The 20,622-nt window shown below is 50.4% G+C and carries 16 protein-coding genes; 11 read left to right on the top strand and 5 right to left on the bottom strand.

All coding sequences use genetic code 11. From position 1 onward, the window contains the following. Positions 1–5: 5 nt before the first annotated feature. The gene (locus AWQ23_RS07280; RefSeq protein ID WP_062433910.1) at positions 6–602 is read right to left on the bottom strand and encodes a hypothetical protein; all 597 of its coding nucleotides are present in this window, start codon (positions 600–602) and stop codon (positions 6–8) included. Positions 603–704: 102 nt separating this feature from the next. On the opposite strand from AWQ23_RS07280, the gene AWQ23_RS07275 reads away from it, so the two are divergent. Then, the gene (locus AWQ23_RS07275) at positions 705–1,028 is read left to right on the top strand and encodes a hypothetical protein (protein WP_062433907.1); all 324 of its coding nucleotides are present in this window, start codon (positions 705–707) and stop codon (positions 1,026–1,028) included. Positions 1,029–1,180: 152 nt separating this feature from the next. Here AWQ23_RS07275 and psbA read toward each other — a convergent pair whose 3' ends face one another. Then, the gene (psbA, locus tag AWQ23_RS07270; protein ID WP_012307032.1) at positions 1,181–2,263 is read right to left on the bottom strand and encodes a photosystem II q(b) protein; all 1,083 of its coding nucleotides are present in this window, start codon (positions 2,261–2,263) and stop codon (positions 1,181–1,183) included. A 113-nt stretch (positions 2,264–2,376) separates the two neighbouring features. On the opposite strand from psbA, the gene cofG reads away from it, so the two are divergent. After that, the gene (cofG, locus tag AWQ23_RS07265; protein WP_062433904.1) at positions 2,377–3,393 is read left to right on the top strand and encodes a 7,8-didemethyl-8-hydroxy-5-deazariboflavin synthase subunit CofG; all 1,017 of its coding nucleotides are present in this window, start codon (positions 2,377–2,379) and stop codon (positions 3,391–3,393) included. Between the two features lie 17 nt (positions 3,394–3,410). Here cofG and AWQ23_RS07260 read toward each other — a convergent pair whose 3' ends face one another. After that, the gene (locus AWQ23_RS07260; RefSeq protein WP_062433901.1) at positions 3,411–6,182 is read right to left on the bottom strand and encodes an SGNH/GDSL hydrolase family protein; all 2,772 of its coding nucleotides are present in this window, start codon (positions 6,180–6,182) and stop codon (positions 3,411–3,413) included. Positions 6,183–6,312: 130 nt separating this feature from the next. On the opposite strand from AWQ23_RS07260, the gene AWQ23_RS07255 reads away from it, so the two are divergent. Beyond that, positions 6,313–6,501 (top strand): hypothetical protein, encoded by a 189-nt coding sequence (locus AWQ23_RS07255; RefSeq protein ID WP_143589350.1) that lies wholly within the window; start codon positions 6,313–6,315, stop codon positions 6,499–6,501. 146 nt (positions 6,502–6,647) lie between these two features. Beyond that, complete coding sequence (ppc, locus tag AWQ23_RS07250) at positions 6,648–9,635, top strand: phosphoenolpyruvate carboxylase (RefSeq protein WP_062433898.1); 2,988 nt, start codon at positions 6,648–6,650, stop codon at positions 9,633–9,635. A 79-nt stretch (positions 9,636–9,714) separates the two neighbouring features. On the opposite strand, the gene AWQ23_RS07245 is transcribed toward ppc, so the two are convergent. Continuing rightward, positions 9,715–9,951 (bottom strand): NifU family protein, encoded by a 237-nt coding sequence (locus tag AWQ23_RS07245; protein WP_012307027.1) that lies wholly within the window; start codon positions 9,949–9,951, stop codon positions 9,715–9,717. A 174-nt stretch (positions 9,952–10,125) separates the two neighbouring features. Here AWQ23_RS07245 and AWQ23_RS07240 point away from each other — a divergent pair, with 174 nt between their 5' ends. The 5 genes from AWQ23_RS07240 (at position 10,126) to AWQ23_RS07220 (ending at position 16,178) form a co-directional block, all read left to right on the top strand. After that, on the top strand, positions 10,126–10,866 hold the full coding sequence (locus AWQ23_RS07240) for a HEAT repeat domain-containing protein (RefSeq protein ID WP_062433896.1): 741 nt from the start codon (positions 10,126–10,128) through the stop codon (positions 10,864–10,866). Positions 10,867–10,900: 34 nt separating this feature from the next. Continuing rightward, positions 10,901–11,530, top strand: a complete 630-nt coding sequence (locus tag AWQ23_RS07235) for a flavin prenyltransferase UbiX (protein ID WP_062433893.1) — start codon at positions 10,901–10,903, stop codon at positions 11,528–11,530. Positions 11,531–11,701: 171 nt separating this feature from the next. Then, a complete protein-coding gene (locus tag AWQ23_RS07230) occupies positions 11,702–12,826 on the top strand; it encodes a PQQ-dependent sugar dehydrogenase (RefSeq protein WP_232308997.1) in 1,125 nt (374 codons plus the stop codon). Between the two features lie 53 nt (positions 12,827–12,879). Continuing rightward, the gene (locus AWQ23_RS07225; RefSeq protein ID WP_030007211.1) at positions 12,880–13,449 is read left to right on the top strand and encodes a Uma2 family endonuclease; all 570 of its coding nucleotides are present in this window, start codon (positions 12,880–12,882) and stop codon (positions 13,447–13,449) included. 80 nt (positions 13,450–13,529) lie between these two features. After that, positions 13,530–16,178, top strand: a complete 2,649-nt coding sequence (locus tag AWQ23_RS07220) for a trans-splicing intein-formed DNA polymerase III subunit alpha N-terminal partner DnaE-N (RefSeq protein ID WP_062433888.1) — start codon at positions 13,530–13,532, stop codon at positions 16,176–16,178. Here the strand turns inward: AWQ23_RS07220 and AWQ23_RS07215 are convergent. Beyond that, complete coding sequence (locus tag AWQ23_RS07215) at positions 16,165–16,986, bottom strand: UPF0104 family protein (protein ID WP_232308985.1); 822 nt, start codon at positions 16,984–16,986, stop codon at positions 16,165–16,167. The two genes, AWQ23_RS07220 and AWQ23_RS07215, sit on opposite strands and share 14 nt — an antisense overlap. Positions 16,987–17,267: 281 nt before the next feature. Here AWQ23_RS07215 and purD point away from each other — a divergent pair, with 281 nt between their 5' ends. Further along, positions 17,268–18,533: a phosphoribosylamine--glycine ligase gene (purD, locus tag AWQ23_RS07210; protein WP_062433885.1), complete on the top strand. Its 1,266-nt coding sequence runs from the start codon at positions 17,268–17,270 to the stop codon at positions 18,531–18,533. Positions 18,534–18,603: 70 nt separating this feature from the next. Next, the gene (gene nblS / locus AWQ23_RS07205; RefSeq protein WP_062433881.1) at positions 18,604–20,622 is read left to right on the top strand and encodes a two-component system sensor histidine kinase NblS; all 2,019 of its coding nucleotides are present in this window, start codon (positions 18,604–18,606) and stop codon (positions 20,620–20,622) included.

Raw genomic sequence — 20,622 nt, 5'->3', positions numbered from 1 at the left:
AGTTTTTAGGTGGACTTGGGACGGCTCGAAAATACGGGTTGCGCATCAGGCCCCGCTTGACCGCGAATTGTTTCTAGTACCTTTGCGGCAGTGGCAGCATCGGTCGGGGTGAGTCGCTCAAATTGATAAACACGGTAGACGCGATTCTCCGGATTTGCAGCTCGATTATCGTAATGATAAAACCGCACCGTATGGAAATTTTGGTCGCGATAAATCACGATTTCTTCGTTTTCTGGTACCGGAATCCGACTAATTTGGGTTTGCCATAGATGCTGCACAATGACGGCGTGGGTTGGGGTCACGATGTAATTCGTCGCCTTGAGGGAAGAACGAACAACCTTCGGCATGACAATGAGAAAAGCAAAGGCGATCGCCAAGCTTAATCCCAAAAAAGTAAGCCAAATGCCGAGTGCTTCCCCTAGTTCATCCCAATTTGCCAGCCCAATTAATAAAAAGAAGCCAAACGTAAATAAACCAAAATAGCCAAACGCTTGAATAATTTTCAGACTCCAGGGCGATGACCCGGCCGCCTGGGGCATGCCTTGCCAGAGAATTTTTTCTTGGGGTTCTAAAAAAACTGAAAGATCATAAATATTGCTCATTATTATTAGATTTTTTCATGCATACCCCCATAGTTATAGCGAAATTTCGATTTTATAAAACCTAAAATAGAAGCATTTATATTACCGAGTGGAAGAATTTTCATGAAACTATCGGTTAAGACTCCCTTGGTTTTAATGGGCTTGGTTGCTTGTACGGGCGCTACTCAGATGGACAATGGTGTTCTAACAGGAACTGTGGAACGGGTCTGGGAAGATGGGTTTAGTATCAACACAGGCGATCGCAGCATCCGAGTCGATTCTTGGGGCGTATGTGGCGACAACACCAGACAGAACATCTCAGTCGGCGACGAGCTAACGCTAGAAGGAGAATTCAGTGGTGGCGAGTTTGACGCCTCAGCCATTACAAACGTGAATGATGAGAATATTTGCTCAGCAACATCTAGCCAAAATCCCAATTTTCCTTAGCTGAAGATATCGACAGCAAAGTAATTTCCCAAAAAAAAGCAAGCAAAAACCCCCACCATCTTTGGTAGGGGCCTTCGCCAATCATTACTTATTCAGTTTTACTGTCAAAGCAATCATCTTTTCTCAACTAAGCCCTATGACTCAATCCGGTATTAACCGTTGATTGCAGGTGCTTGCAGAGCCACAGGTGCTTGCTCGCCAGCTGCTAAGTCTAAGGGGAAGTTGTGAGCGTTACGCTCGTGCATTACTTCAAAACCGAGGTTCGCACGGTTCAGAATGTCCGCCCAGGTGTTGATCACACGACCTTGAGAGTCAAGGATGGACTGGTTGAAGTTGAAACCGTTCAGGTTGAATGCCATGGTAGATACGCCAAGAGCAGTGAACCAGATACCGACTACAGGCCATGCACCCAAGAAGAAGTGCAAGGAACGGCTGTTGTTGAAAGATGCATATTGGAAGATCAAACGACCGAAGTAGCCGTGGGCTGCAACGATGTTGTAAGTTTCTTCCTCTTGACCGAACTTGTAACCGTAGTTCTGAGATTCGGTTTCAGTGGTCTCACGTACCAAAGAAGAGGTTACGAGAGAACCGTGCATTGCGGAGAACAAAGAACCACCGAATACACCAGCCACACCAAGCATGTGGAAGGGGTGCATCAGGATGTTGTGCTCTGCCTGGAATACGATCATGAAGTTGAACGTACCAGAGATACCCAAAGGCATACCATCAGAGAAGGAACCTTGACCGATAGGGTAGATGAGGAATACTGCAGTTGCTGCTGCTACGGGAGCAGAGAACGCAACACAGATCCAGGGACGCATACCAAGGCGGTAAGAAAGTTCCCACTCACGACCCATGTAGCAGAAAACACCAATGAGGAAGTGGAAAATTACCAACTGGTAAGGGCCACCGTTGTACAACCACTCATCTAAGGAAGCAGCTTCCCAGATGGGGTAGAAGTGGAGACCAATTGCGTTAGAAGAAGGTACAACTGCGCCAGAGACGATGTTGTTACCGTAAAGAAGAGAACCTGCGACGGGCTCACGGATACCGTCGATGTCAACGGGGGGAGCTGCGATGAACGCAATGATGAAGCAGGTAGTAGCAGTGAGAAGGGTAGGAATCATCAGGACGCCGAACCAACCGACATAGATGCGGTTCTCGGTGCTGGTGATCCACTGACAGAACTTCTCCCACAAGGAAGCGCTTCCGCGCTGTTGTAGTGTAGTAGTCATATCGTTATGATTGCTATGAAATTATCAAGGTGCTTAACCTTAGTAGCTATATTAATGAAACTATTGCTTTTTGTAAAGTGTTTTAAGGAAATGTTTTGATTTGCGGAGGGGCCATGCTGGATCTGTCAAGGGTTGATCGCCCGGTAGGCGGCGGCAGTAACCAGGCAAACGCTGTTGTGACCTACAGTCCAGCTTTCACCTTGGTGCCAACTTACGAATGTTTCAATCGCTGTTCATATTGCAATTTTCGCGTTGATCCAGGTCAGGATCGTTGGTTGACCCTAGTGGCGGCCCAAGCTCGTCTAGAAAATCTCCGGGGGCAAGGCATCCGAGAAATTTTGATTTTGAGTGGAGAGGTGCATCCGGCTTCAGGGCGGCGATCGCCTTTGATCCAGCTCATCTATGATTTGTGTCAGTTGGCCTTAGATTACGGTTTTATTCCCCACACCAATGCTGGCCCCCTGAGTCGTACTGAAATGGAATTGTTAAGGGATGTAAATGGTTCCATGGGGCTGATGTTAGAACAAATGCGTCCGGATCTCCCCGTCCATCGTCACGCCCCCAGTAAAGATCCCCAGGTGCGATTACAACAATTGACTCTAGCCGGAGAATTGAAAATCCCATTTACAACAGGGCTGCTGTTGGGCATCGGTGAAACGCCCCAGGATTGGCGGGATACATTAGAGGCGATCGCCAAAATTCAGCATCAGTATGGTCACATCCAAGAGGTGATTTTGCAGCCCCACCGTCCTGGGCAAACCCAGGACTATTTAGGTGAAGCCTTTTTGCCTGAGCAACTCCCAGCGGTTATTCAATTGGCCCGTGACATTTTGCCACCGGAGATCACGATCCAAATTCCCCCTAATCTTGTGGCCGATCCCCAATGGCTTTTAGGTTGTCTCCAGGCTGGGGCGAGGGATCTCGGCGGTATTGTCCCCAAGGATGAAGTCAACCCCGACTATTCCCATCTCCACCTCGATCAATTGCAACTCCTCCTCGCTGATCAAGGCTGGCAATTACAACCCCGGCTCGCCGTTTATCCGGCCTATGATGGATGGCTAGCTTCCCAGGTGAAACAGGTCGTTGAGCGCCATCGTCGAGCATTAACAGAGACCGAAGCCTTGTCCTGAAAAAAATCAGAAGAAAATTAGTCTGAAGTACGTTGTGGCCAGGGAATCGTCGAAACTTTAGCTAGTTCTTGGGCCACTTGCGCCGCACCAAACTGATTGAGATGGCTCGGATCCGAAAACCATTCATAACGGCCTTGCCAGGCTTGTTGGTGGACAAAATCAACGAAATCAAGCTTGTCTCGATTAGCCAATTGACGAAAATACTGGCGAAACTGCCGTTCATAATCCAGACGTACCGGATCGAGGTAGTAATCCGTCAGGGGCTGATTCAAGAAGACCAAGTGAATTTGGTGAGACTCGAAATGATCTAAAAGCTCTAAGAAGGTTTCGTGTTGCGTTCCCCGGAGATTAAACGCCGCATAATCCCCGTCATAATTTCCCGTGACTTGGGTGTGATTTTGGTAGTAAGTTTCTGGAATGAAGCGACGGTCGAGGGGCAAAAAACCATCTAAATTAAACTGCTGCCCTGACTCAGTAGAAATCATCGGGGATGCTGCCTCTGCTGTAGACACCCAGGTGTGGAATGGCGCTAGGGTTTCGTCAAAAAAGCGTTCTTTGAAAAATTGTCGCTGATCATAGACCTGGGAGATTTTTCCCAGCCATTGGGTGGTGATTTGTTCTAGATCAGGAACAACAGAAGTTATTGCCTGATGTTTGGGGATATCTTGAGACAACAGTTGGGAAAATGTACCTGCTTCAAGGGCTTGGAAACCTGGAGAACGGGTCATCAGTTCGTAGGTCAAATCCTGCCGACCGCTATTAAAAGCACGGGCTCCGTCGGCAAGGATAATTAACTGAGGCAGTTGCTCCGGAGGGAGAATTTGCCGCAGCAGTAGATCAAAGATCTGGACAGTGGCACCATTAATCCCGAAATTGAAAATATCAAGGGGCGGATAGCCTTTCTCGGTGAGGGCCATTTGCAGGGCCAGGGGATCGAGGCCACGCAGGGCACGGGAACTACCAATAATAAGAACGTCAGGTACACCATTTTTGGCGATGCGCTCTTGGTAGAGGGCGAGTTTTTCGTCTAGGAGCGGATTATCGAAGGAAGGATAGGGGCTAGTTAGGGGATGGGCGATCGCCTTTGGGGCCGTGGTTGGCCAATTGGTGACTGGAAGCTGGGCATCTAAGACTTCTGAGCGGGTTGCCGGATCGGTTTGGGACATGGACACAGATTGAGGTTGAGCCAGATCCCGCCGGAGCCATTGGCCCGCCAACCAATCGGTTTGGGCCGTGACTAAAATGCCGCCCAGCAGCCACAGGCAAGCCACTCGCCACCGCCGCTGCGGGGAAAAGACGTTTCGCTCGGATTCACCCTGGTGTAAAACCAGACCACAATTATCCGGTATTGGCTGCCAGAGGCGACTACGCTGGAGGAGATTACGGGCACCTTGGTTGAAGCATTCTAGGGGAGAAAGACTGGGGTCAGTTTCGACGGGGGAAAGGGCGGTTTCCGTTGGCGTCTGTGGTGATGTCCTGGCTGGGGTAATGGTGTTGAATTTTAATGATTGTTGCCAGAGGGCTTTGCTTTGGCCCGAACGGCGGCCATAGACCTTTAGACGACTAAAGGGGTGAGGTTCTAAATGCCGAAAAAGAGTGGCGATCGCCTTGAGCGTTGCCATTTGGGGTGGACAGGCGATCGCCTCCGTCATGATGTAGAGGGTGTCATCCTTTTGGCGGAGGGTAATGTGGATGCCGCCAGTGGCCAAACGTCTCGTCAAATCAGGATTCAGGCAACGTTGGAGCAAAAACCGCCACGCCTCCAAATCCCCCTGTTGGGCCAACTGTCCGGGAGAATCATGGTGTACCCCTGGCTGATCCCCCGGCAACGGCCATTCACTGTGCCAGAGTTCTTCATTGTGGGGAGCTGATTTCGCCCGGATTAGCGCGCGCTGTAACCCCTGGGGCGCGAGGACGTCGAGAATATCTTGGATGGTCTTGAGAATGTGGGCCTGGGCTAGGGAAATATTGGGGGCCAGGATGCACTCCAGGGACAACACAGCATCGGTTACAGCCGCCCGAATGGTGAGGGGGTGAGCTTGGAATGCCTGGGTCAAAATCTGGGCGATCGCCTCAGGATCTCCCCATTGGCCCCACTGCCGCAACATGACATCGGGGGGCGTCAGATCAACCCATAGCAACCATTCGGGCTTTTCTTCCCCACGAATTTGACAGCGGATTGCCCCATCGCGAAAACCTTTGATTTCCAGTTCCCGGAGTCGCTGCACCAGAGATTCTGTCAGCAAGCCATAGTCCGGGCTGTAGTCACATTCACAGGTAATCCAGAGACGCTGTTGCCCTTGGTGGGGGGCTGTATTCGCTAGGGTCTGGGTTTCAACCCGAATACTAATGCCCAACTGACTGAGATTTTGACTTAAATATTGGGCGATCGCCTGGGGATAACCGAGGCGGGCCTGATTTTTTCGATTGAGCTGGAACGTCTCCGGGTTCGACGATGGGGACGACTGGCCCAGGGGAATTAGGCTTAACCAGAGGCTTTTTTTCTCTTGGCGGAGGCGACCATAGACAATGAGACGGTGAATTGTGATCCCAGGGGTCGGCGCTAGGAGTTGCACAGGGGGCGGTTGACGGCGCATTCTCCGTAAAATGGCTTGGGTAATCTCTTCTTTTTCCGTGGGACAACTGGTTTCACAGAGGATGTGGAGCGTATTCCCCCGCAGTCGCACCCGCAACCGCAGATACCCTCCCAGGGGCACTGCCAGACGAATGGCATCCTGGAGCCAGGGCGCTAAATGAAAGTGAAGATCCGTGGAGGTTGCAGTTGTCACAGTAACAATGGAGCGTTTTTAGGGTGGCCGGGTGGGGACAATTCACCCCTAAGATAAACGAAAGTCCCCAGAATTGTTCTCCCATAAATAGACTAGTAGGATAAGGATGCCCTGTCGTGTCTGTAGCCCGATGAAAGTTCAGTTACCTGTGCCCTCTAATCTCCTGGTTGGGTTATTAGCCCCAGCCTATTTATTGACCCACCGTTGGGGTGAAGATCTCGCCCAGACTCTAACGCAGGCAGGGGTTTGGAGTGAAGAAATTTTCCGGGGCGATCGCCTACCATCTTTACCCTTTCCCGATGTTGAGACGTCCGATTAGCCTGCACCGCCACCGCCACCCCCCAAAGGCGATCGCCCGTTCCGTGTTCCACTGCACTACCCCGATCGAACCTTAACCCTTACAATCATCAAGATCTTCTTTCACAGCAGACAGCCCATTTCCCTAGCCCCAAACGTCTAAGTACCATGAACCAAGTCATGCATCCCCCCAGTGCCGAAGCTGAACTTTTGTCCACTTCCCAATCTCTCCTCCGGCAACGCCTCACGCTGGTTGAAGACATTTGGCAGGCGGTGTTGCAGAAAGAATGTGGTCAAAAACTCGTCGAACGGCTCAATCATCTCCGGGCAACCCGAACCGCCGATGGCCAAAGCCTCAATTTTTCCCCCAGTAGTATTTCGGAGCTGATCGAAACCCTAGATCTAGAAGATGCGATCCGGGCAGCACGGGCATTTGCTCTCTATTTCCAGCTGATCAATAGCGTCGAGCAACATTACGAACAGCGCGAACAACAACAATTTCGGCGCAATCTAGCTTCTGCCAATGCCAACGAAGCCAACGGTAACAGCGTCCACACAGAAATTGCCCCCACCCAAGCCGGCACCTTTGATTGGCTGTTTCCCCACCTCAAGCACCAAAATATGCCGCCCCAGACGATCCAGCGTCTTCTCAATCAGTTGGATATTCGACTGGTATTTACGGCCCACCCCACGGAGATTGTCCGCCACACGATTCGCAATAAGCAGCGGCGGATTGCGGGGATCCTACGGCAATTGGATCAAACCGAAGAAGGGCTGAAAAGCTTGGGGACAAGCGATTCTTGGGAAATTGAAAATATTCAGCAGCAACTTACCGAAGAAATTCGGCTCTGGTGGCGCACCGATGAGCTGCACCAATTTAAACCCCAGGTGTTGGACGAGGTGGACTATGCGTTGCATTATTTTGAGGAAGTTCTATTTGATACCCTGCCCGAATTATCGGTACGGCTCCAACAGGCCCTAAAAGCGTCTTTCCCAACACTCAAAGTACCGACCACCAATTTTTGTAATTTTGGCTCTTGGGTCGGGGGCGATCGCGATGGCAACCCTTCTGTTACCCCTGACGTCACCTGGAAGACAGCCTGCTATCAACGGGGTTTGGTGCTGGAACGTTACATCGCCTCGGTGGAATCCCTCTCGGATGTGTTGAGCTTATCGCTGCACTGGAGTAATGTGCTGCCGGATCTGCTGGATTCGTTGGAGCAGGATCAAAATATTTTCCCCGACATCTACGAAACCCTAGCTATTCGTTACCGCCAAGAACCCTACCGCCTCAAGTTGGCCTACATCAAGCGGCGCTTGGAAAATACCCTGGAACGCAACCGCCGTCTAGCGAATATGCCCGCCTGGGAAAATAAAGTAGAAGCGGCCGATGACAAGGTTTATATTTGTGGCCAGGAGTTTCTCGCTGACCTAAAACTGATTCGCGAAAGCCTTGTACAGACGGAAATCAACTGTGCGGCCCTGGATAAACTCATTTGCCAAGTCGAAATTTTTAGCTTTGTTTTAACGCGCCTCGATTTTCGCCAAGAATCAACGCGCCACTCCGATGCGATCGCCGAAATTGTTGACTACCTGGGAGTATTGCCCAAATCCTACAACGATCTCAGCGACGCAGAGAAAACCGCTTGGCTAGTGCAGGAACTTAAAACCCGCCGTCCCTTGATTCCGAAGGAAATGCACTTTTCGGAAAGAACCGTCGAGACGATCCAAACGCTCCAGGTGCTGCGCCGTCTCCAGCAGGAATTTGGCATCGGCATTTGCCAGACCTACATCATCAGTATGACCAACGAAGTCAGTGATGTCTTAGAGGTGCTGCTCTTGGCCCAGGAAGCGGGTTTGTATGACCCCCTCACAGGGATGACCACTATCCGCATTGCCCCCCTCTTTGAGACGGTGGACGACCTGCGCAACGCCCCGGAAATCATGCAGGCGTTATTTGAAATTCCCCTCTATCGCGCTTGTTTAGCTGGTGGCTATGAACCCCCTGCCGATGGCCGCTGTGATGAAACCTTTGGCGATCGCCTGGTGCCGAATCTCCAGGAAATTATGCTCGGCTATTCCGACAGCAACAAAGATTCCGGCTTCCTGAGTAGTAATTGGGAAATCCACAAAGCCCAGAAAAATCTCCAACAAGTGGCCGATCCCTACGGCATTGACCTCCGCATTTTCCATGGTCGCGGTGGTTCCGTTGGTCGGGGTGGCGGCCCTGCCTACGCCGCTATTTTGGCCCAACCGCCGAACACCATTAATGGCCGGATTAAAATCACCGAACAGGGGGAAGTGCTGGCGTCTAAATATTCCCTCCCAGACTTGGCGCTATACCACCTCGAAAGCGTCTCTACGGCGGTGATTCAATCGAGTTTGTTAGCCAGTGGCTTTGATGATATTCAGCCCTGGAACCGGATTATGGAAGACCTCTCCCAGCGATCGCGGGCCGCTTACCGGGCGTTAATTTATGAAGAACCAGACTTCCTAGACTTTTTCATGTCTGTGACGCCGATTCCGGAAATTAGTCAACTGCAAATCAGTTCCCGTCCGGCCCGTCGCAAAAAGGGCAATAAAGATTTGAGCAGTCTCCGGGCGATTCCCTGGGTCTTTAGCTGGACCCAAAGCCGTTTCCTCGTGCCAGCTTGGTATGGTGTGGGCACGGCGCTCCAGGGCTTTTTTGAAGAGGACCCTGTCGAGAACCTGAAGTTAATGCGCTATTTCTACAGTAAATGGCCCTTTTTCCGGATGGTGATCTCAAAGGTAGAGATGACCCTTTCTAAGGTGGACTTACAAATGGCGAGCCACTATGTCCACGAACTGGCAGAAAAAGAAGATATTCCCCGGTTTGAAAAGCTTCTAGAGCAGATTTCCCAGGAATACAACCTCACGAAGCGGCTAATCCTCGAAATTACCGAAAATGAAGCCCTCCTCGATGGCGATCGCCCCCTCCAGCGTTCTGTCCAATTGAGAAATGGCACCATTGTCCCCCTCGGTTTCCTGCAAGTCTCGCTCCTCAAACGGCTACGTCAATACACCAGAGAAACCCAGGCCAGCATCGTCCACTTCCGCTACAGCAAAGAAGAACTCCTGCGGGGCGCCCTTTTAACTATCAATGGCATCGCTGCCGGCATGCGCAATACTGGTTAATCTCAAACAGATCCGTCAGGTACCAAAAAGGGGTTTACTGTGGTAAACCCCTTCAGCTTTAGAGAAAGTGAAAAGCGATTTAGAAAACCTGTTCTACTTCTGCAATTTCCGGAATATTTTCCCGTAAACGCCGTTCGATGCCCATCCGTAGGGTCATGGTTGAACTGGGGCAAGACCCACAAGCGCCCTGGAGACGCAGTTTAACCACGGGGCCATCAATCTCTACCAACTCAACGTTGCCGCCGTCGGCTTTGAGGTAAGGACGCAATTCATCAAGGGTTGCTTCGACGTTTTCGGTCGTGAGTGCTAATGCCATAATTTTTTTGGTGAACGAAGGGATCGCCTTCTATTATAAAGTTTCCGTTTTATTCCTTTGCAAAGAAAATGCTCTCCAGTAGACTTTGAGGCGATAATGTTGGCGATCTCGGAGAGATCCGCTACCCACCCAACAGTTGCCCCTAGAACAACAACGGTAGTAGGGTAATTAATTATGCCAAGTCCAAACGACCTTAACCTAATTGACGAAACCTTGGGTGAACAGCCGCTTCAGGAAGGCACCCCAGACGGAGCAATGGCGGCAGAATCGATGCTCCAGATGCTTACTGCTGCCGATAAAAACCAACGCATGATCGCCGCCCGCTATTTTTGTGATCACCGGGATGCGCGAGCGGTAAATCCCCTCATTGAACTGCTCCAGGGAGATGTTTGTCCCCTCACTCGTGTCAGTGCTGCCTATGCCCTTGGTCGTAACGCCTCAGAAACAGCGGTACCGGCTCTCATCAATGTGCTTGCACAAGACTGGAATGGCTATGTACGCAAAGGGGTTGTTTGGGCCTTGGGAAACTGTGGCGATCGCCGCTCCGTTGATCCATTAGTCCATGCCCTCCAAAATGATATTTCGGCTGTCCGTTTATGGGCTGCCAGCAGCCTCGCCCAGGTAGCTAAACTCCAGTATGAAGACATTTCCCGGGCAATTCCGCCCCTGATCCGGGGGTTGCGCCGCGATAAAATGGCCGCCGTCCGCAGTAACTGCGCTTGGTCATTAGGGCAACTCTGTCGCGAAATGCCCTCCAATGTGATCTATGCCACCGCCGTTGATGCCCTCATTGAAGCTCTCGTTGAAGATGAAGATGTCGGCGTGAAAGAAGATGCCCGGGCCGCCCTGCTGCGTATTGGTGATCCCAATGGCCTGCAAATGATCGAAGCGTTAGAATTTGAAGGTTTGATTTAAAAAAACTTTACAAACCTTACAGTCAAAATTTTCTATGGATCGACCCCTCACGGTAGGTATCAGTGGTGCATCGGGGCTTATCTATGCGGTGCGGACGCTCAAATATTTACTTGAAGCCAACTTGACAGTGGATGTCGTCGCCTCAAAAGCATCCTTTATGGTGTGGCAAGCCGAAAATGGCATTACTATGCCCGCTGATCCCGATCACCAAGCTAAGTTTTGGCGTGACCAGGCAGGGGTTCCAGAAAAAGGCATTTTGCGTTGTCATCGTTGGGGTGATGTAGGAGCAGGCATTGCCAGTGGTTCCTACCGCACCAAAGGAATGCTAGTGATTCCCTGCAGTATGAGCACAGTTGCAAAAATTGCCAATGGCCTCAGTTCTGATCTCCTTGAACGGGCGGCAGATGTCTCTATTAAAGAAGGTCGTAAAGTGGTCATTGTCCCCAGGGAAACACCTTTTAGTTTGATTCACTTGCGGAATTTGACCCAACTGGCTGAGGTGGGCGTAAAAATTGTCCCAGCGATTCCGGCTTGGTATCACCAACCACAAACGATTCATGATCTGGTAGATTTTGTCGTCGCTAGGGCCTTGGATCAGTTTGAGATTGACTGTGTTCCCCTCAAGCGTTGGAAGGAAGAGGCCGCCAGCCAAAAATCAGAGTGATGATCTACCCTAGGGATATTTCTCGCGGAGTATCTATTCCCCATGAACACTCGACTTAAGCTGCTACTGACGGCCCTATGGTGGAGTGCCTTGCCTCTGGTGGGTTGTTCGTCCCAATCCGTGTCGATGCCCGATGAAACTTCACCTCTAGCCGAAGCAACGCCGACGCTCATGAGTCCCCAGGCGGAGGATTTAGCGGTGGATGCCGTGACAGTGACGCCAATTGTTGAAGGTTTGGAACGTCCCTGGGGGGTTGCGTGGTTGCCCAATGGGGATATGTTGATCACAGAGCGGCCGGGACGGTTGCGCCTGGTGCGGGATGGGGTGTTAGAACCAGAGGCGATCGCCGGGGTTGCAGAAGTCTCCGCCGCTGAAGCCCAACAACTGTTTGCTTCGAGACAGGGGGGATTGTTAGATATTGCCCTTCATCCAGACTTTGAACAAAACAATTGGGTTTACTTTACCTATGCCTTTGGTACCCAGGATGCAAACCGCACAAGGGTCGCCCGGGCCAAATTTGACGGGGAAAAATTGACGGATTGGGAAGTGATTTTTCAGGTGGCGCGTACCAAACAAGGGGGACAGCATTTCGGTTCTCGGCTGACTTGGCTCCCGGATCAAACATTACTGATTTCTATCGGTGATGGTGGAAATCCGCCCCTAGAGCAGGATGGCGAGTTTATCCGGAACCAGGCCCAAAACCTCGATAGCCATCTGGGGAAAGTGGTTCGCATTAACGATGATGGCTCAATTCCTGATGACAATCCCTTTGTAGATGAGCCGGGCGCTTTACCGGAAATTTGGAGCTACGGCCACCGCAATATTCAGGGACTGGCCTTTGACCCAATGACTCAACGGGTTTGGGCGACGGAACACGGCTCTAGGGGCGGTGATGAAGTGAATCTGATTCAGGAAGAAGCCAATTACGGTTGGCCCAAGGTTTCCTTTAGTGCGGAATATGCGACCGGGCGACCTGTGGCTCCCGCAACGACAGCCCCAGGAATTACGGATCCCCAGCGGGTTTGGACCCCTTCGATCGCCCCTTCTGGGTTAGCAATTTATACAGGCGATCGCCTTTTGGATTGGCAGGGAGATTTATTTGCAGGGGGCTTGGTTTCCCGGGATATTCGCCGCTTAGAAGTTGACGAACGGGGAAATGTGATCGCCGAGTCGCGGATTCCCATTGGCCAACGGGTGCGGGATGTGCGCCAAGGCCCCGACGGTTACCTCTACGTTTTGACGGATGCAAATTCAGGTCAACTGTTACGCCTCGCACCCCAGAGTGAAGGTTCATAACCATCCCTCAACTCTTTTGCCACAATGGAATGGTGCGCTGACTGAGATTTGCCATGATTGCCCTTTCTGACTACCAACCCCTCACTCCAGAAGAATATTTAGCCCTTGAGCAAACGAGCGAAATTAAGCATGAATATATCGATGGTGAAATTTACGCCATGGCTGGGGGCACGGGCAATCATAATCTGATCAGTAGTAATCTCTTAATTCTCTTGAAAAATGGACTCCGGGCTGCGGGCTGTCGGACTTACATCTCGGATATGAAAGTTAATGTGGGCGATCGCCGTCGTTTTTTCTATCCAGATCTAGTTGTCACCTGTGACCAGCGAGACGAGCCACAACTCAGCTATATTCAATTCCCCACGGTGATTGTAGAAGTGCTTTCCCCCTCAACAGAATCCTTTGATCGGGGACGCAAGTTTGAGTTTTACCGGGAAATTCCCAGTCTGCAAGAGTATCTCCTCATCAATGTGGATCAATACCTGGTGGAATGTTTTCGTCGTCAAAAAGCTGATATCTGGCTTCTACAAACCTATAAAGGTCTAGAGGCGATCGCCCACATCGAAGCCCTAAATCTGAATGCTCCCCTCCAGGAAATCTATGGTGACGTTCCCCTAGAATAATCCCGGCATTTCCCCCGTCATAGTGAAAGGCGATCGCCTAAAATGAGGGTCTACTTCCCCTACTAGAGTGCCCCCTCGCCATGTCTTTTGTCGGTCTCCACATCCACAGTGATTACAGTTTGCTCGATGGCGCTTCCCAGATTAAGCCCCTCATTAAACGGGCCGAAGAACTGAAAATGCCGGCGATCGCCTTAACGGATCATGGGGTAATGTACGGGGCGATTGAACTGCTAAAAACCTGTCGCAATAAGCGGATCAAGCCGATCATTGGCAACGAAATGTACGTGATCAACGGCGACATCGAAGACAAAACCCAACGGTTTAAAAAGTACCATCAGGTCGTTCTGGCGAAAAATACCCAGGGCTACAAAAACCTGGTGAAACTGACCACCATTTCGCACCTCAAGGGCTTTCAAGGCAAAGGGATTTTCGCCCGCCCCTGCATTAATAAAGAACTCATTGAGCAACACCACGAAGGGCTGATTATGACCAGTGCTTGTCTCGGTGGCGAAGTGCCCCAATGTATCCTCAAGGGCGAATATCAGCGGGCGCGGGAAGTGGCGAAGTGGTACAAAAATATTTTTGGCGATGACTATTACCTCGAAATCCAAGACCATGGCTCCCAGGAAGACCGCATCGTCAATGTGGAGATCGTCAAAATTGCCCAGGAACTCGACATTAAAATCATCGCCACCAACGACTCCCACTTCATTTCTTGCTACGACGTGGAAGCCCACGATGCCCTCTTGTGTATTCAAACCGCAAAATTAATCACCGAAGATAAGCGCCTCCGCTACAGCGGCACCGAATATCTCAAATCCGCCGATGAGATGCGTAAACTCTTTCGGGATCACCTCGACCCAGGGATTATTGACCAGGCGATCGCCAATACCCTCGAAGTTGCTGCCAAGGTCGAACCCTACAAAATCCTGGGGGAACCCCGCATTCCCGATTACCCCGTCCCCGAGGGCCACACCGCTGACAGTTACCTCGAAGCAGTCACCTGGGACGGACTCCTCAAACGACTCAAATGCAAAACCCAGGCCGAAGTCGATCCCACCTACAAAGAACGCCTCGAATACGAACTGCAAATGATGCAGCAGATGGGCTTTTCCACGTACTTCCTCGTGGTATGGGATTACGTAAAATACGCCAGGGACAATGATATTCCTGTCGGGCCAGGGCGGGGTTCTGCGGCTGGTTCCCTCGTGGCCTACTCCCTTGGCATTACGAATATTGACCCAATTCATCACAGTCTGCTGTTCGAGCGGTTCCTCAACCCCGAACGGAAATCCATGCCGGACGTTGATACGGATTTTTGTATCGAGCGGCGGGATGAAATGATCAAATATGTCACCGAAAAATATGGTGAAGACCGGGTCGCACAAATTATTACTTTTAACCGCATGACCTCCAAAGCCGTGCTCAAAGATGTGGCACGGGTGCTGGATATTCCCTACGGAGAAGCGGACATGATGGCAAAAATGATCCCTGTGGCCCGGGGCAAACCTGCCAAGCTGAAGGTGATGATCTCCGACGATACGCCAGAACCAGAATTTAAACGTCGCTACGAAACCGATCCCCAGGTGCGCCGCTGGGTCGATATGGCGATCCGCATTGAGGGCACGAACAAAACCTTTGGCGTCCATGCCGCCGGGGTGGTGATTTCTTCAACACCTTTAGATGAAGCGGTACCGCTCCAGCGTAACAATGAAGGGGCGGTGATCACACAATATTACATGGAAGATGTGGAGGCGATGGGGCTGCTGAAAATGGATTTTCTCGGCCTAAAAAATCTCACTACCATCAAAAAAGCGGCGGATTTGATCAAGGAATATCGCCACGTAGAACTGGATCTCGATCAGTTGCCCCTCGATGAACGCAAGGCCCTAGAAATTATTAGTAAAGGCCATGCGAAAAAGTTACCGGGTGATATTGATAAAACCCATGATCTGTTTGGTCGGGGGGATCTAGAGGGGATTTTCCAGCTAGAATCCGACGGCATGAAAAAAATTGTCCAGGATTTGCGCCCCTCCGGCATTGAGGATATTTCCTCTGTCCTTGCCCTTTATCGACCTGGCCCCTTAGATGCGGGCTTAATTCCGATTTTTATTAACCGCAAACACGGCGTCGAAAAGATCGAATATCAACACGAGCTTTTGCAGTCGATTTTGAATGAAACCTATGGGGTGTTGGTTTACCAAGAACAGATTATGAAAATGGCCCAGGATTTGGCGGGCTATTCCCTCGGGGAAGCGGATCTGCTGCGGCGGGCGATGGGTAAAAAGAAAATTGACGAAATGAAAAAACATGAAGCTAAGTTCGTGGAGGGGGCGGCGACCAATGGGGTTTCGGAGGCGATCGCCAGAGATCTATTTGACCAGATGGTGAAGTTTGCGGAATATTGCCTCGCCGGGGACACACCTGTCGTCACCGTTGAATATGGGGTGCTGCCGATCCAGACTATTGTGGAACAGGAATTGCTCTGCCATGTGTACAGTGTTGATGCCCAGGGCTTGATTTACACCCAACCCATTGAACAGTGGCACCAACGGGGCGATCGCTTTTTGTATGAATATGAACTGGAAAATGGCCAAATGATTCGGGCGACCCCAGACCATAAATTCCTGACCACCACCGGGAAACTGCTACCCATTGACGAGATTTTCACCCAAAATTTAGACCTAGCCGCCTGGGCAGTACCAGATTCCTTGCCTAGAACTGCTTAGGTTTGCGAGTTTGGCGATATTCAAACAACAGTAAAGCGGCAACGGCGATCGCAAAGGGCAACAGATAGTACAGACCCCGAAAAACAATTAAGGTGGCTAAAATGACCTCCTCTGGCTGGGTGTCTTGCAAGAAAAAGAGAATCACCGTCTCAAAAATCCCCAAACCACCGGGAATTGTACTCACTAGGCCGGCGACCATCGCTAGTACATAAACTCCGAAAAAAACAGGATAATTGAGGGGTGGCGCCAACAGAGAATGCAGTGCTAGAGCGGCAAATCCCCAATCCAAACTAAATACAAGAACCTGCTGAAGAGAAAGTTGCAATGAAGGAAATTTAAACTGATAATTACGCCACTGCAATGGCTTTTTAAACACACAAGAACCCAGCACATATAAAGCACTAATCCCTAAACAAAGAATGCCAAATCCCTGTAATGATTTTGCAAAAAAAGGCAATTGAATGCCCGTTGGTAGGGGAAACTTAAAAATCGTAAAAATAATGCCACTAATGGGCAATAACCCGACCCACAAACTTAAATTGGTAAAGGCAATAACCTGAGCAATTTCTAAATGGGACACTTGCCACTGACGATAGAGGCGATAGCGCAACATACTCCCCGACAGAAACGCAAAACCCACGTTTGGACTAATGGCATAGGTGATCAACCCTGTAAAGGCGATTTTATAGGTATCTAAAGTTTTTTGGAGATATCGAAATGCCAAAAGATCATAATTGGCGATCGCCCCGTAACTACACACCACAAAAAAGCTTGCTAGTCCTAACTGAGCTCCAGAAAGATGATTCAAATTTTCCCAGACAAGAGGCCAATTAATACGTCTAAATTCCTGCCAAATCACCCCCACTGCCACCGCACAAATGACGAGACTTATGCCCGATAGAAAATGCTTTTTAAAAAATCTTTGACGGTCACTTTTACGATCTATCACTGGGCTAACCCAAAAATATTTTGCCAAAGTTCATTTTGTCTGCCCTTACCATTGCCAGAACTTTACCATAGCCTCCAATGGGGGAATCTCTTCCGATAGAATAAAAGATTGATCAATTAACAAAGGTTGAATTAGTAACAATGAATGTACTCGTGGTGGGTAACGGCGGCAGAGAGCATGCGATCGCCTGGAAACTGCTCCAATCTCCCAACGTCCAGAAAGTCGTTTGTACCCCCGGAAATGGCGGCACCGCTCTGTTAGAAAATTGCCTCAATCTGCCTATTGCCGTGGATGACTTTGCGGGAATTGCCCAAGCCTGTACCGACCACGACGTTGCCTTTGTTGCCGTCGGCCCAGAAGTCCCCCTTTCCCTCGGCCTCGCTGATTTTCTCTCGGAACGCAAGATTTCCGTATTCGGCCCGAAAAAAGATGGCGCAATCATTGAAGCCAGTAAAGCTTGGGCCAAGGACTTAATGAACGAAGCAGGGGTTCCCACCGCCGCCGCTGGCACTTTTAACAATCCCCAAGCCGCAAAGGACTACATCCAAACCCAAGGCGCGCCCATCGTTGTCAAAGCCGATAGTCTCGCTGCCGGAAAGGGGGTGATCGTCGCGGAAACCTTAGAAGAAGCCTTAAACGCCGTTGATCGCCTCTGGGCCGAAGGGTACACAACCTTAGTCGTCGAAGAATTTCTCGTGGGTCAGGAAGTCTCTGTCCTAGCCCTCACCGATGGGAAGACGATCCGCCCCTTGCTGCCCTCCCAAGACCATAAACAAATTGGCGAAGGAGATACCGGGGAAAATACCGGGGGCATGGGGGTTTACGCCCCAACGCCCATCGCCACCACCGAGATCATGGCCCAAGTCCAAACCGATGTTCTGGAGGCCACTCTCAAAACCTTACAAAATCGCGGCATTGATTACCGGGGGATTCTCTACGCAGGTCTCATGGTTGCACCAAATGGCGAGGTTAAGGTGCTGGAATTTAACTGTCGCTTTGGCGATCCAGAAACCCAGGCGGTTTTACCCCTCCTCGAAACACCCCTCGATGAGATTATGCTCGCCTGCATTAATCAAACCCTTGCTGAACTGCCTCCTTTGCAGTGGTATGACGGTAGTGCAGTTTGCGTCGTGGCGGCGGCGGCAGGCTATCCCGGTGCCTATGAAAAGGGCAAGATTATCACAGGTATCCAAGCAGCTGAAGCTCTAGGTGCGACAGTTTTCCATGCAGGGACTAAATTAGAAGGAGATACCCTCGTCACCAATGGGGGTCGTGTCCTTGGCATTGTTTGCCGTGGCCATAGTTTTGAGCAGGCGATCGCCAATGTCTACCAAGCCGTTCCCAAAGTTCAGTTCCCAGGAATGTACTACCGTCGCGACATTGGACACCGCCTCAAAAAAGCGTAACTTGCAACAAAACGTTACATTGTATTTAATAAAGCAAACTTGATCTGGTAAGTTCACCCCCGAAAACACCTTGCTAACCCTCATCACCAAACTCCGCAATATCCTTTCCCGCTGGTGGTCAGAATTCACATTGCAGACCAAACTGATGGCTGCAGCCACCCTCGCCGTGTCCCTGCTGATGAGTGGTTTTACCTTTTGGGCGGTGAACTCAATCCAGCAAGATGCCCGCCTGAATGACACCCGTTTCGGCAGCGATCTGGGCCTTTTACTGGCAGCAAACGTTGCACCCCTTGTCGCTGACCACAATCTTTCTGACCTCGCCCTCTTCACCAATCGCTTTTACAACAGCACCGAAAACGTCCGTTACCTCATCTATGCCGATCCCAACGGCAAAATTGTCTACGGTATTCCCTACTCCGAAGCCGAAGTCCAAAACAGCCTCACCATCGAACGGCGCATTACCCCACCAGATGATTACAATCCCGCCGGATTTTTCCCCGTTGCCAAGCAACATTTGACCCCCAACGGCGAAATTACGGATGTCTTTGTACCCCTCCACCAAAATGACGAATACCTAGGCATTCTTGTGGTGGGCATCAATCCCAATGCCACCGTTGTTGCTTCTTCTAATCTGACGCGGGATGTTACCCTCGCCGTGTTTGTCTTTATTTGGGTCATGGTCATCCTCGGTGGTGTTTTTAACGCCCTGACCATTACGCGACCGATTAAAGAACTCCTCGATGGCGTGAAAAATATTGCCGCCGGAAATTTCGAGCAACGGATCGATCTTCCCTTCGGTGGGGAACTCGGTGAACTGATCGTAAACTTCAACGAAATGGCCGAACGGCTTGCTAGCTACGAAGAGCAAAATATCGAAGAACTCACCTCCGAAAAAGCCAAGCTCGAAACCCTCGTCACCACCATTGCCGACGGAGCAATTCTCCTCGACACAGACTTAAAAATTATTTTGGCCAACCCAACGGCCCGCAAGATTTTTCACTGGGACGAAAAATCAATCATTGGCACCACTGTCCTGCACCACTTACCTGCCTCTGTCACCACCCAAATTACCCGGCCGCTCCATCAGATTGCCGCTGGCGAAAACTTAGATTCAGACTTTCTGATTGAGCACCATGCCGTCCAAGGCAATGCCGAAGAAATTATTCGGGGGAATGAATTCAAAATTACCCTCGAAGATATGGTGGACAATGTGGCAGAAGCTACGACAATTCGGATTTTGCTGACTGAAGTGTTGGATAAGAGCAAAATCAATGTGCGGGGCATTGCGATTACCGTTCAAGACATCACCAAAGAAGCGGAGCTCAATAAGGCCAAAAGCCAATTTATCAGTAACGTTTCCCATGAATTGCGCACCCCACTCTTTAACATCAAGTCTTTTATTGAGACCCTCCATGAATATGGGGATGATTTGACGGAACAGCAGCGGCAAGATTTCCTCGAAACCGCCAATAACGAGACCGATCGCCTTACCCGTCTGGTGAATGATGTTTTAGATTTATCGCGCCTTGAATCTTCCCGCGTTTATCGCCTTGATGAAGTGGATATTTCCCAACCCATTGAGCAAACCCTGAGAACCCACCAACTTAACGCCCGGGATAAAGAAATCACCCTGACCCATGAGTTAGCAACTGATCTACCGATGATTTTGGGTCATTATGATTTGTTGTTACAGGTACTAACAAATCTCGTGGGGAATGCACTCAAATTCACCCAAGCAGGGGGCTGTGTCAGCGTGAGAGCCTATCCTGTTCCCCACGATCCAGAGCGGGTGCGCATTGAAATTTCAGATACAGGGATTGGGATTGACCCAGAGGATCAAGAGGCAATTTTTGACCGTTTCTTCCGGGTGGAAAATCGTGTGCATACCCTCGAAGGCACGGGGCTTGGGTTATCAATTGTGAAAAATATTATTGATAAACACAATAGTCGGATTCACCTCATCAGTGAAGTGGGCATTGGTACCACGTTTTGGTTTGAGCTGAACGTTGCCCAAGGGACGCCGGAATTACAGTTGCTCGACAACCCGAACCATGTCCAGGATCAATCGATAGAAGTCAGCAGTAATTAG

Origin of the sequence: Picosynechococcus sp. PCC 73109 (genome assembly GCF_001521855.1) — a bacterium.
Classification (GTDB): Bacteria; Cyanobacteriota; Cyanobacteriia; order Cyanobacteriales; family MRBY01; genus MRBY01.
This window is presented reverse-complemented; position numbering and strand designations above follow the sequence as displayed.